General features: G+C 61.5%; 12 protein-coding genes and 1 pseudogene. 10 read left to right on the top strand and 3 right to left on the bottom strand.

Annotated elements, in window-relative coordinates:
• Positions 1-34 precede the first annotated feature (34 nt).
• A complete protein-coding gene (locus tag AC4PR2_RS16370) occupies positions 35-826 on the bottom strand; it encodes a substrate-binding domain-containing protein (protein ID WP_492175288.1) in 792 nt (263 codons plus the stop codon).
• Here AC4PR2_RS16370 and AC4PR2_RS16375 point away from each other — a divergent pair.
• Both AC4PR2_RS16375 and AC4PR2_RS16380 read left to right on the top strand, forming a co-directional pair.
• A pseudogene (locus AC4PR2_RS16375) lies at positions 826-1431 on the top strand (Gfo/Idh/MocA family oxidoreductase); the annotation flags it as partial. The gene AC4PR2_RS16370 and the pseudogene AC4PR2_RS16375 sit on opposite strands and share 1 nt — an antisense overlap.
• Positions 1432-1441: 10 nt before the next feature.
• A complete protein-coding gene (locus AC4PR2_RS16380; RefSeq protein WP_070914331.1) occupies positions 1442-2383 on the top strand; it encodes a sugar phosphate isomerase/epimerase family protein in 942 nt (313 codons plus the stop codon).
• A gap of 36 nt (positions 2384-2419) precedes the next feature.
• Here the strand turns inward: AC4PR2_RS16380 and AC4PR2_RS16385 are convergent, their stop codons facing one another.
• Positions 2420-3352, bottom strand: coding sequence for an AraC family transcriptional regulator (locus tag AC4PR2_RS16385; protein WP_060418889.1), 933 nt, complete (start codon positions 3350-3352; stop codon positions 2420-2422).
• 166 nt (positions 3353-3518) lie between these two features.
• On the opposite strand from AC4PR2_RS16385, the gene AC4PR2_RS16390 reads away from it, so the two are divergent.
• The 7 genes from AC4PR2_RS16390 to AC4PR2_RS16420 all read left to right on the top strand — a co-directional run bounded on the left by AC4PR2_RS16390 (position 3519) and on the right by AC4PR2_RS16420 (position 9983).
• Entirely contained in the window at positions 3519-4541 is a 1023-nt protein-coding gene (locus AC4PR2_RS16390) for an MBL fold metallo-hydrolase (RefSeq protein ID WP_443014522.1), read from the top strand.
• Positions 4542-4573: 32 nt separating this feature from the next.
• Positions 4574-5440, top strand: coding sequence for an oxidoreductase (locus AC4PR2_RS16395; RefSeq protein WP_089185979.1), 867 nt, complete (start codon positions 4574-4576; stop codon positions 5438-5440).
• A 27-nt stretch (positions 5441-5467) separates the two neighbouring features.
• Positions 5468-6328: an oxidoreductase gene (locus AC4PR2_RS16400; protein WP_443014523.1), complete on the top strand. Its 861-nt coding sequence runs from the start codon at positions 5468-5470 to the stop codon at positions 6326-6328.
• Between the two features lie 156 nt (positions 6329-6484).
• Complete coding sequence (locus AC4PR2_RS16405) at positions 6485-6949, top strand: MarR family winged helix-turn-helix transcriptional regulator (RefSeq protein WP_060439940.1); 465 nt, start codon at positions 6485-6487, stop codon at positions 6947-6949.
• Positions 6946-8883, top strand: a complete 1938-nt coding sequence (locus tag AC4PR2_RS16410) for an FUSC family protein (RefSeq protein WP_443014524.1) — start codon at positions 6946-6948, stop codon at positions 8881-8883. Before AC4PR2_RS16405 ends, AC4PR2_RS16410 begins: the two co-directional genes overlap by 4 nt.
• Before the next feature lies 1 nt (position 8884).
• The gene (locus AC4PR2_RS16415) at positions 8885-9097 is read left to right on the top strand and encodes a DUF1656 domain-containing protein (RefSeq protein ID WP_033648323.1); all 213 of its coding nucleotides are present in this window, start codon (positions 8885-8887) and stop codon (positions 9095-9097) included.
• A gap of 7 nt (positions 9098-9104) precedes the next feature.
• The gene (locus tag AC4PR2_RS16420) at positions 9105-9983 is read left to right on the top strand and encodes an efflux RND transporter periplasmic adaptor subunit (RefSeq protein ID WP_180548611.1); all 879 of its coding nucleotides are present in this window, start codon (positions 9105-9107) and stop codon (positions 9981-9983) included.
• A gap of 26 nt (positions 9984-10009) precedes the next feature.
• Here the strand turns inward: AC4PR2_RS16420 and AC4PR2_RS16425 are convergent, their stop codons facing one another.
• Entirely contained in the window at positions 10010-11095 is a 1086-nt protein-coding gene (locus AC4PR2_RS16425; protein ID WP_443014525.1) for an NAD(P)-dependent alcohol dehydrogenase, read from the bottom strand.
• A 292-nt stretch (positions 11096-11387) separates the two neighbouring features.
• On the opposite strand from AC4PR2_RS16425, the gene AC4PR2_RS16430 reads away from it, so the two are divergent.
• Entirely contained in the window at positions 11388-11801 is a 414-nt protein-coding gene (locus AC4PR2_RS16430) for an energy transducer TonB (RefSeq protein WP_443014526.1), read from the top strand.
• Positions 11802-11809: the final 8 nt, after the last annotated feature.

Here is an 11809-nt window from a genome sequence, read left to right on the forward strand (position 1 = left end):
CTCAATAGTGACATTGTCACACAAAAAGAAATCCTTACGCCGGTTTCCCAGCCAAATGCGACCGCCGAACCCGCAACTCTCCGTGCCGCCAGGCGCCGTCTGCCGTGGCGCGATTGTCGATCAGGCGATTCAAAGCCTCCTCGACCAGCCGGTCGATGCGTTGGCTGTAGCTGGTCAGCGCCCAATTGGCTGAGCCGGCTTCATCGATATCGTCGAAACCGACCACGGCCATCGCGGACGACGGCGCCGTTTGCCTGAGCGCTTCGAGCGCCCCCAGCGCCAACACGTCGTTCTCGCAGAACAGCGCCTCAACCCGCTCGCTTTCCGGCGTTGCCTGCAGGTATTCGCTCATCAGCTGGAAACCGCGTTGGCGATCGTAGTGGCCGGCGGTGAGCACCCGATCCAACTGAAAGCCGGCAGCCATCAGTTTGTCGCGGTAGCCTTCCATGCGCAGCAAATGGCTGCTTTGCGTGTCCGGCCCCTTCATGTAGCCAAAGCGCCGATGCCCTTGTTCTATCAGCAACTCAGCGATCTCTTCGCCGGCGCGGTAACCGTCGATATTGACCACATCAATGTGTTCACTTTCCGTATTGCGGCACACCTGCACCAGCGGGATCTGATGCAGGTCTTGCGCGATCGCCGCCCACTCTTGGGTTAACACCGTCGCCAGGAACAAAATGCCATCGACCTGCAGCTGATCGGCCATCGCCATCACCGCCCGGTAGTTTTCCCCGGCGGTGATGTTCAGCAGCAGCGCCATATAGCCGCGGGTTTGCAGCTGTTTGGTGACCATATCGAGCATCATCATCGAATGCGGGTTCTTCATGGCGCGTCGATCCGAAAATCGCTGGCCCCTCTTTTGTGCTGGGCGACATCTCCACCCATACCTTCTACATCTCGCAGCTGGTGATGCCCGATATGAAGATTGCCTCCCTGCTGTGCGATCGCCAGAGCTTTATTCCTTCTCGCGCCCCGCTGGAAGACAACGCCATGGTGCTGATGCACTACGAAAACGGCGCCGTCGGCCGCATGTGGGCCTCCGCCGTCAATGCAGGCGCAATGGACAGCCAAAGCATCCGCGTGGTGGGCTCGCTCGCCAGCCTGCAGTGGAGTGACGCCACCCCCGGCGAATTGCGCCATGAGATCCAGGGGCGGCCCAACCAAACGCTGCACCACGGCATGCCCTATCTGGACGACAGCGCCCTGGCCGAAGAGCGGCTCGGTGCGCTGCATACCGAAGGGCTGGCCGAATCCTGGGCCAATATCTACCTCAAGTTCGCCATCGCCATCAGCGCCAGCCAGCGCGGCGATCGGCAGACGCTGGCCACGCTGATCTATCCGGATATCGACGCCGGATTGGAAGGCGTGCGCTGGATTGAAAACTGCGTTCGTTCCGCCGACAACGGCGCCACCTGGGTTAATTACCAATAAGGAAAGCAGCATGAAACTTTCATTCTGTACCGACAGCCTGGGTCATTTACCCTTCGAGCAGATGCTGGATCGGCTGCTGGAGCTGGGGGTGAGCGGCGTGGAAATGACCACCGGCGGCTGGTCTCCGGCGCCCCATCTGGATACCGACGATCTGCTGGCTAACCCCGCCAAACGCCGGCAGCTGCAGCAGGCGCTGGCCAGCCGCGGCATGGAGATCGCCGCGCTCAACGTCTCCGGCAATCCGCTCGATCCCGGCGAACTGGGGCAACGCCATCAGCGCCAAACCGACAATACGCTGGAGCTGGCCGGGCTGCTGGGGGTGAAAAAGATCGTTATGATGAGCGGCCTGCCCCCGGCCAGCCCGCATGACACCATTCCCAACTGGATCACCTATACCGTCAGCTGGCCGCCGACGGTGAAAAACTGTCTGGACTATCAATGGAATGAAGTGGCAATCCCCTATTGGCAGGCGCTGGTCGCTCGGGCCAAAGCGTGCGGCGTCGAGCGCTTTGCGCTGGAAAACTTCAGCGCCATGCTGGTGTGGAACCCGGAAACGCTGTTCCGGCTGCGCGAGGCCGTTGGCCCGATGGTGGGCCTGAACCTCGATCCCAGCCACCTGATCTGGATGGGTGCGGATCCCATCGCGGTGGCCCGCGCCCTCGGCCCCGCCATTCACCATGTGCACGGCAAAGACGTGCGCCTTGAGCGCGGCGTCGTTGAGGTTAACGGACTGCTGGAGACCAAACCGATCGACGACGTGGCCCGCCGCGCCTGGAACTATGTCGCCGTCGGCTGCGGCCGGGATCTGCAGTGGTGGAAGGCGTTCTTCTCGGTGGTGCGCATGATGGGCTACAACGACTGGGTGTCGCTGGAAATGGAAGACCTGACCATGTCGGTCGATGCCGGCATCGTTTCCTCCGTTCAGGCGCTGCAGCAGAGCATCAGCCAGTAAAGCCAGGCGCGGCGGTCACGGCCGCTGCGCCCCCTTTCACTCCGGTTCACTCGCCCCGGCCGGCATTTGCCGCCGATACTGCGACGGCGACTGCGCCATCACCCGTTTGAAGGCGGTGCTGAACGCGCTTTCCGAGCCGTATCCCAACGAGTAGGCGATCGACGCGACGTTTTCTTTACCGGCCCGCAGGCGATCTGCCGCCTGCAGCATACGCCAACGCGAGAGGTATTCCATGGCGGTGCTGCCAACCAGCCCTTTGAAACGTTGAGCGAATACGGTGCGGGAAATGCCGGCGATGCGGGCCAGCTCTTCCAGCGTCCAGTTGCGCGCCGGCTCGGCGTGCATGGCGGCGATCGCCAGGCTGATCTGGCGGTCGGTCAGCGCCAGAAACCAACCTTTCGGCAGCCCATGGGCCGTTTCGAGGAACTGGCGAAACACCTGCACCAGCATCAAGTGCGCCAGGTGGGTCGACATCAGCGCACCGCCGAGCTGCGGGTGACGCAACTCGTTCGTCCACTGTTCGAGCGTCCAGCGCAAAACGCCCGCCTGGCTCGAGGCTTTGGGGATGTTGATGATCGGCGGCAGCGCATCAAACAGCAGCGCCGCATGCTGGCCGGAAAAACCGAAACGCCCGCTGATCAAAAAGACCTCGCCACCGCCGTTATGCACGGCGATGCCGTCGCGCGTCGCCTCGGCCATGATCTGCTCCCCTCCCTGCGGCGGCAACGCCGGATCGGACGCGACCCTGAAGCGCCGCCGACTGTTCAGCAAAAAGCAGTCCCCTTCGCGGAAATGGATCGGCTGCGTCAGATCGTCGGTCATGCCCCAGCAGGCGCCGCGCATCACCGCCGTGAATTTGATGCCTTCATGAGGGGGAAACTCGAACGACCAGTCCCCGGCGGCGTCGAAACCGGCGTAAAACTGGTTTTGGGGTTGCAGCAGCGACAACACGTCTGACAGCGGGTCCATGATGAAGTCCGTACTCTTGATAAACAAACAAGTACTTTAGCGCATGGATCGTCCGTCTCTCAAGGCTTATTCTTGACGACAAGTTTTATCGCGTCGTGCGGGCAAAGGCGACCTGAACCGCGTCGCTGCCCGAATCATCCATTGCTGTGCTGAGGGAATTCTGACTTTGAGCCGTTGTTCCAAATTGCGCCCGACAGCGGGCGGCTATGCTTCATCGCCACAATGGCGCGATCGGCGCTTTAACAATCAGCGGCCGCCGGCGCCGGGTGATCTGCCCGAGTCCACCCTGCGCGTGTGGTGGGACGTATTTTTCAACAAGCCCAAAGGCACGGTGCCGGCGACGCCGGTGCCGATTCAGCGCCTGTCGCGCGCCGAGCTTGAGGCGGCACCCGATCGTAGCCTGTACCGTCTGGGGCATTCCACGGTGTTGCTCAAGCTGCGCGGCCAATGGTGGCTGACCGATCCGGTGTTCTCCGAGCGGGCCTCGCCGCTGCCGTTCGCCGGGCCAAAACGCTTTCACGCGCCGCCGATCGCGATCGAGGAGCTGCCGCCGATCCGCGCCGTGATCCTCTCGCACGATCATTACGACCATCTGGACCGGGCCGCCATTCGGGCGCTGGACGGCAAGGTGGGCCAGTTCGTCGCACCGCTCGGCGTGGGCGATCGCCTGGCGGCCTGGGGCGTGGCGCCGGAAAAAATCCGCCAGTTCGACTGGTGGCAAGGCACGGAAATCGACGGCCTGCGGCTGACGGCTACCCCGGCCCAGCACTTTTCGGGCCGGAGCCTGACCGACGGCAACCGCACGCTGTGGTGTTCCTGGGTGATTGAAGACGATGAGCTGCGGATGTTCTTCAGCGGCGACAGCGGCTATTTCACCGGTTATGCCGAGATTGGCCGCCGTTTTGGCCCCTTTGACCTGACGCTGATGGAAACCGGCGCCTACGACAAACGCTGGCCCTATGTGCATATGCACCCTCAGCAAACCGTGCAGGCGCATCGGGATTTGCTCGGCCGCTGGCTGCTGCCGATCCATAACGGCACCTTCGATCTGGCGATGCACGCCTGGCAAGACCCGTTCGACCAGGTACTGCGCCATGCCGCTCCCTTTAGCGTGCAGGTCGCGACGCCGATGATCGGCGAACGTGTCGATATCGTTCGGCCGCACCCCGGCAGCCGTTGGTGGCGCTAAGCGCCGTTTTATTTATTCGCAGGAAACCTGAAATGAACAATGACCATAAAGTGTGGCTGATCACCGGCGCCTCGTCGGGCCTGGGCAAAGCCCTGGCGGAAGCGGCCATCGCCAACGGCGATCGGGTGGTGGTGACCGCCCGCCGTCTCGACCGCCTGCAGGCGCTGGCTAAGGGCCAGGAGGATCGCGTGCTGCCTTTGGCGGTGGACGTCACGGATGCCGCCGCGCGCGATAAAGCGGTCGCCGATACCCTGGCGCGGTTCGGCCGCATCGACGTGCTGGCCAACCTGGCCGGGCGCGGTGTAGCCGGCGCCTGCGAAGAGTTCAGCCTCGAACAGCTGCGCGAGCAGATGGAGCTGAATTTCTTTGCGGCGGCGGAGATGACCCGCGCCGTGCTGCCGCAGATGCGGCGCCAGGGCAGCGGCAACGTGATCACCGTAAGCAGCATCGCCGGTCTGGTGGCGATGAACGCCGCCGGCCCCTATTGCGCGGCGAAGTTTGCCCTCGAAGGCTGGACGGAGTCGCTGGCCATCGAGGCCAGGCCGCTGGGGATCCACGTGACCCTGATCGAGCCCGGCGCCTTCCGCACCGAATTTGCCGGCGACGTGAACATGCGGCCGACGCAGCGCATCGAGGCCTACCGCCCGTCGATTGCACCGTTTGAAACCTACCTGGCGCAGTCCGCCGGCCGACAGATGGGCGATCCCGCCAAAGCGGCGCAGCGCATGCTGGAGTTGGTCACTCTCACGGCTCCGCCGGTGCGCCTGATGCTGGGGCGCGACGCTTACGCCATGTGGGACACCACCCTCGCCAAACGCCAGCAGGAGCTTAACGCCTGGCGCGAACGGGGCGAAGACACCGCCTTTGATGGCGCAGAACTCACTGAAATTCAACTGTAACTCTCCACGATAACGAGGAATCTCGATATGAACAAAACCTGGTTTATTACAGGCGCATCTTCCGGCTTCGGCCAGGCTTTGGCTGAAGCCGTGCTGGCCAAGGGCGACAACGTGGTGCTCACCGCCCGCCGCCTGGCGCCGCTGCAGGCGATCGCCACCGGCCACGGCGAACGCGCGCTGGCTCTGCAGCTGGACGTGACCGATCCTGCGGCGCGCGCCGCCGCCCTGAAGAAGACCGTCGAAACCTTCGGCCGCCTCGACGTACTGGCCAACATCGCCGGCGCCGGTTCTTACGGGGCGCTGGAAGAGTTCACTTCCGAACAGATCCGCGCCCAGATGGAGCTGAACTTCTTCGCGGCCGCCGAGCTGTCGCGTGAAGTGCTGCCGCAGATGCGCGCTCAACGGTCCGGCCATATTCTCAATCTGACCAGCATCGCCGGCCTGGTGGCCTTCCCCGGCAGCGGTCTGTACAACGCCACCAAGTTCGCGTTGGAAGGGTTTACCGAAGCGCTGCACCACGAGGTCAAGCCGCTGGGGATCCACGTCACGCTGATCGAGCCGGGCGCCTTCCGTACCGGTTTCGCCAGCAGCGCCGCCATGAAGGCCGAACGCGAAATCGCGGCCTATGCGCCACTGGATGCCGGCATGGTGGAGTATTACCGCACGCAGAACGGCAAACAGATGGGCGATCCGGTTAAGGGCGCTCGCGTGATCGTCGATATGGTGGCCAGCGCCACCCCGCCGGTGCGTTTGATGCTCGGTAAGGACGCGTATCAGCTGTGGGACAGCGCGGTAGCCTCCCGCAGCCGCGATCTGGCGCCTTGGCGTGAACGCGGTGAAGATACGGCCTTCCCCGGCGCTGCGATGAACCCCGTTCAGGCGCTGTAATACCCACCTTTCAAACGGGCTGCCTATGTAGCCCGTTTGTTTTATGTGACGTCGTCACGTATGCCTTGCCTTTTGTCTCTGAGTCGAGCGTTCAAAACTAATTGCCAAAGCAACTGTTGCCATTTAACCTATATACACTGTTTGCCGAGGTATCCCATGTCATCGAAAGAAAAATCCCTCTATGCCCTCACCAACGCCCTGCAACCGGTTCGCCGGGTGTGGAAACAGGCTGCGACGCTGGCGATCGCCAAATCCGGCATCTCCATGTCGTTGGCTACCGTCGTGGTTCTGGTGCATCGCAATCCGCAGGGCATCAATCAGCGCGACCTGGCGGAAGAAGTCGGCGTCAATCCCGGTGCGCTGGTGCGTCTGTTGGATCAGGCCGCCGCGTTAGGCTTCCTCAAGCGGCAGGAGTCGGCCGGCGATCGTCGGTTTAAAACCCTGCGCATTCTGCCCGCCGGCGCCGAATTGGCCAAAAAGGTCGAAACCGCGGCCGATAAGCTGCGAGTCGAGCTGATGCACGACGTGCCGTTGGAAGATATTGAAACCGCTACGCGCATTCTGCGCCTGTTTGAAGAGCGCGCAGGCCACTATCTGCAACAGGCCGGCAATGAGCCATGAAAATCGGTAAACCGCAGCTGCTGTACGCCGCGAAACTGTTTATTTCCGCCATGCTGGCCTTCGCGCTGGCGGAAAGCATCGGCCTGCAAAATCCCTATTGGGCGATGGTGACCTGCTGCGTGCTGAGCAATCCGGTCAGCGGCGCCGTACGCGCCCGCGCCACCTACCGTTTTTGCGGCACGCTGTTCGCCGGCGTGCTGACGCTGGGCCTTTCGGCCTGGCTTAGCAACACGCCGGTGCTGTTGATCGTCGCCGCTGGGCTGTCATCGTCACTGATGCTGGGCCTCTCCTATCTCGATCGCACGCCACGCGCTTACTTTTTCCAGCTGGGCGCCATCACCATGATGCTGGTCGCCATCGCCTACATCAATCACCCGGACACGATGTTCACTATGGTCGTCACGCGGGTAACGGAGATCTGCCTGGGTATTTTGGCGGTGACGCTGGTAGACAGCGTGCTATTCCCATCGTCGCTGGCGCCGGTGTTGCGCACGCGGCTGAAAGGCTGGCTGGCTGACCTGGCGCGTTGGCAGGAGGACAGCCTCGACGGCAAGGGCAGCGACGCCCAGGCCGACGCGGACCGTATCCGTTTGCTGGGCGACATCGCCTCGTTCAATCAGATGATGACCACCCTTGGCTATGACAGTTCGGTCGATAAGCCCACCCGTCAGGCGGCGATTTCGATACAGCAACGCGTACTGCAAATCGTGCCGCTGCTCTCGGCCATCGGCAGCAGCATCGCCGCACTGCCGGTCGGCCTGCGCCCCCGCCTGCAGCCGTGGCTGAATGAGGTCCGGCGGCAGGCCGTTGAACCCGCACCGCACGCTGCGCCCTCGGTAAGCTTGTTGCCGCCTGCGGCGTCGCTGTCGCCGTGGGAAACGCTGGTCGTCGACGAGCTGGCTGAACAGGTTGAGCAGTGGTTAACGCTGTGGGCCGAGGTACAGCAGTTGAACGCATTCCTGGACGGCGAGCCGCTGCCCGCGGCGCTGCAGGCGCAGATGATGCGCAGCCGCGTCTTCTCGCCGCCGCCGGATATCGGCATGGCGGTGCGCATGTTCGCCGGAATTTTGACGACCTACGCCCTGCTGTGCGGCCTCTGGTATTTCACCGGCTGGGAACAGGGCGCCAATATGGTGCTGATGGGGATCGTGGCCATCGCCTTCTTCGGCGCCGGCGACAATCCCGGCGCCACCATCGCCACTTTTGGCCGCTTCGCCGCTATCGCTATGGCCCTCGGCGCCCTGCTCAGCTATGTGCTGCTGCCGCTGGCCGGGGATTACGGCAGTTTCCTGATCGTGATGGGGCTGTTTTTGCTGCCGCTCGGCGTGTGGGCGGCGAGCAACCCGTTGGCGACGTTGGCGATCGCCCTGTCGCTCAGCAACGTCAACTTTCAGGGACACTATGCGCCTAACAATATGGGGCTGTATCTGGAAAGCACTACCGGCACGCTGATCGGCGTCTATTTCGCATTCCTGTGCGCCGCGCTGTTCCGCCGCTGGGGCACCGATCAGGTGGTGGCGCGGCTGATGCGGCAGGATGCGCAAGAGATGCTGCGCCTCAATCGCCACGTCACGGAGCGCGACTTACAGCGCTATCAGGCCCGCGCGTTGGATCGCATCACCGCGCTGGGTAGCCGCCTGGCCGCCGTTGGGCAAGCCGATCGCAGCCCACAGCTGTTGATGCGCTTAAAAACCGCTATCGACCTGATTCGTCTACAGCAGGCCGGCGCTCTCAGCCCTGGCGCTTCGCCGAACGCCGGTCTGCCGGCGGCGTTCCGCCAACTTTCTCTGCACGCCGAGGCCCCCTCCGCGCTGCTGGGCCAGATCGACGCCGGTCTGCAACAGGCCTGGCGGCAGAACGATCGGCGCGCGCTGCGGCCGCTTACCCGGCTACGGCTGCTGCACTTCCCCACGGCTTTGCACTGGAATCCCTGACATGATCGGTGAAATCAACATTGACGGCGTGTTCATCTCGCCCTTACTGCTGTGCCTGGTGTGCGCATTCTTCTCGCGCATGGCGCTTTCCTGGACGCTCAGCGCGGTAGGCGTCTATCGCTGGGTCGCACAGCGCCCGCTGTTCGACACCGCCCTGTTTCTTATTCTGGCCGGGCTGTTTTTCCACGGCCTGAAATGGCTTACCACCCCCTGAGGACCCCATGTTTCGTGAACGTACTCTTGCTCTGCTGCGCCCCGCGCTGACCCTGATTGCCGTTTTGATCGCGGCAGGCGTGCTGTGGCAGCTTTATCTCTATTACACCTATGCCCCGCAAACGCGCGACGGCAAGATCCGCGCCGACGTGGTGCCGCTGGCCACGGATGTTTCCGGCAAGGTGGACGCCGTGCACATTCACGACAACCAGGTGGTGCATAAAGGGCAGCTGCTGCTCAGCCTGGACAAAGTACGGCTGCGCAATGCGCTGGATCAGGCCGAGGCCGCCGTGGAACGCGCCAACGTCCAGTTGGCGTCATCCCAGCGCGAAAACCGGCGCTATCAGGCGCTGCAGTCGGCTATTTCACAGCAGGAACGCGACAATCGCCGCGATGCCCAATCGCTGGCGAAGGCCAATCTGGATCAGGCCCTGGCGGATCGGGCGCTGGCGCGCATCAACCTGCAGCGCGCCGATCTCTATGCGCCGGTGGATGGCGTGATCACCAACTTCTCCCTGCGCCCCGGCGCTTACGCGACCGCCGGTCAGCCGATCATGGCGTTGGTGGATTCCAACAGTTTCTACATCGCCGGATACTTCGAAGAGACCAAGCTGGGCCGCATCCAGAACGGTGACAAGGTGGTGATCCGCATCATGGGGGAACGGCAGCCGCTCTATGGCCACGTCGACGGGCTTTCCGCCGGCATCAACGACAGCGAGCGCACCACCGCCGCCGGCAATCTGCTCGCCAACGTCAACCCGACATTCAGCTGGATCCGTCTGGCGCAGCGCATCCCGGTGCGCATCGCGATCGACACCATTCCCCACGGCGTCGAGCTGATCGCCGGCCGCACGGCGACGGTCAGTCTCAAGGATAACGGGGAATAATCTGCCGCTAACCGTATCGATGCGCCTTATGGCGTGATGGCCAACTTAATCACGCCATCGCGTTTCTCCGCGAACAACGAGTAAGCCTCTGCGATATTCTCCAACTGAAAGCGATGCGTCACGAACGGCGTGAGATCCAACCCGCCATGCTGGATCACGTTCATCATTCTGCGCATCCGCTCCTTACCGCCCGGGCACAATGCCGTGCGAATAGTATGATCGCCCAGCCCATAGGCAAGCGCACTCACTGGCAGATGAAGGTCTTCGCTATAAACGCCAAGGCTGGATAAGGTGCCGCCGGGTTTTAACACCCGCAGCGCCTGATTAAAGGTGGTTTGCGTTCCCAAACACTCTATGCTGGCGTCCACACCCCGCCCGCCGGTAAGCCTGAAGATCTCATCAACCGCATCGTGTTCCTTGTAATTCAGCAGGACGTTTGCCCCCATCTCGCCCGCCATTTTCAGCTTTTCGGGGGAACTGCTGACGGCAATGATCAGGCTGGCGCCCCGCAGGCGAGCCCCCGCGGTGGCACATAAGCCGATCGGGCCCTGGGCGAAAATGGCTACCGTATCGCCAATGTTAATGTTGGCATTTTCTGCCCCTTTGAAACCGGTGGACATCACATCCGGACACATCAGCACCTGTTCATCCGTCAGACCGTCGGGGATGAGTGCCAGATTAGCTTCCGCATCAGGCACCAAGACATATTCAGCCTGAGTGCCGTCGATAACGTTGCCGAAGCGCCAACCCGCCGTCGCTTTGTATCCGTGGCAGCGGCATTCGGGTAAATAGGAACCGTCCTGCGCGGGAAAGCCGTCCTGACATGAATAGGAGGTAAAAGAGGGGCAAATAGCCCCAGCCAATGCCCGCTGCCCCTCTTGAAAGCCTCTAACATTGCTTCCCAACTTTTCAATAATGCCGACCGGCTCATGGCCAATGGTCAACATACGCGGCACCGCATACTCTCCCCTGAGGATATGAATATCCGTGCCGCAGATTGTCGTCGTGGTTATTTTGAGCAAGGCATCGTTGGGGCCAGGGGAAGGAATCGGTTTTTCAATGAGTTCTATTCGGCCCTTTTCGATAAAGGCGGCGGCTTTCATCATGCGCATGGTGGAAGACCTTTGGTTTCTGCCGAAGTGGCTACAGAAAAGAATAATCCAATTGGTCATTTTTTCCGATTTTACTGCCTTGGTAAATAATTAAAAACGCCAGTAATCTTTATCGGTAAATAATATAAAAAATATAATTCTATGAAATAAAATTCAATAAATTCTGCTTTATCACGCTGCCGAAAAACACGGCCGATTTATATCGACAGACGCTGCATCATTTCTCTTTCCAAATACTCTACGCTCAGCGAAAATATACGTTATCTGATTGATAAAACATGCAGGGAATGCCATGTCACGACTCACCCTCCTCCCACTGAGCCTGGCACTTGCCGGCTGCGTGCCAATGCAGCCTGATGGCTGTGAAAAAGCCAGTGCGGTGAATGATTGCGTTTATGCCTGGCGTGCAGGCAGCGATGTTCCAACGGCAAAGCAACCGCCTAACCTGGGATGCGACGGACAAGTTTTTTATGAGCGGCCGCACTATTCCGCCTCTGCGAAGGCAGAAAAACGCGAAGGCGAAGTGAGCGCAACGTTTGATGTTGATGATAAGGGTAAAGCCAGAAATATCGTGCTGACGGGCACCCCGGCGTTCTATCGCGACACCAAAAGCGCCATTGCACGCAGCTGCTGGATACCGGGCCGCATTCATGAAACGGCGTTGTTTACTTTTAAACTCTCTGGTGATGCTGAAGCCAACCGATAGCGCAGGAT

The sequence above is a fragment of the Serratia sp. A07 genome, from assembly GCF_058725505.1.

What these genes read in the sequence shown, in the direction of transcription:
- AC4PR2_RS16405 (WP_060439940.1), top strand. Translation starts at nt 6,485, where the DNA reads ATGTCATCGAAAGAAAAATCCCTCTATGCCCTCACCAACGCCCTGCAA.
- AC4PR2_RS16430 (WP_443014526.1), top strand. Translation starts at nt 11,388, where the DNA reads ATGTCACGACTCACCCTCCTCCCACTGAGCCTGGCACTTGCCGGCTGC.
- AC4PR2_RS16370 (WP_492175288.1), bottom strand. Translation starts at nt 826, where the DNA reads ATGAAGAACCCGCATTCGATGATGATGCTCGATATGGTCACCAAACAG.
- AC4PR2_RS16385 (WP_060418889.1), bottom strand. Translation starts at nt 3,352, where the DNA reads ATGGACCCGCTGTCAGACGTGTTGTCGCTGCTGCAACCCCAAAACCAG.
- AC4PR2_RS16420 (WP_180548611.1), top strand. Translation starts at nt 9,105, where the DNA reads ATGTTTCGTGAACGTACTCTTGCTCTGCTGCGCCCCGCGCTGACCCTG.
- AC4PR2_RS16425 (WP_443014525.1), bottom strand. Translation starts at nt 11,095, where the DNA reads ATGCGCATGATGAAAGCCGCCGCCTTTATCGAAAAGGGCCGAATAGAA.
- AC4PR2_RS16410 (WP_443014524.1), top strand. Translation starts at nt 6,946, where the DNA reads ATGAAAATCGGTAAACCGCAGCTGCTGTACGCCGCGAAACTGTTTATT.
- AC4PR2_RS16400 (WP_443014523.1), top strand. Translation starts at nt 5,468, where the DNA reads ATGAACAAAACCTGGTTTATTACAGGCGCATCTTCCGGCTTCGGCCAG.
- AC4PR2_RS16415 (WP_033648323.1), top strand. Translation starts at nt 8,885, where the DNA reads ATGATCGGTGAAATCAACATTGACGGCGTGTTCATCTCGCCCTTACTG.
- AC4PR2_RS16380 (WP_070914331.1), top strand. Translation starts at nt 1,442, where the DNA reads ATGAAACTTTCATTCTGTACCGACAGCCTGGGTCATTTACCCTTCGAG.
- AC4PR2_RS16395 (WP_089185979.1), top strand. Translation starts at nt 4,574, where the DNA reads ATGAACAATGACCATAAAGTGTGGCTGATCACCGGCGCCTCGTCGGGC.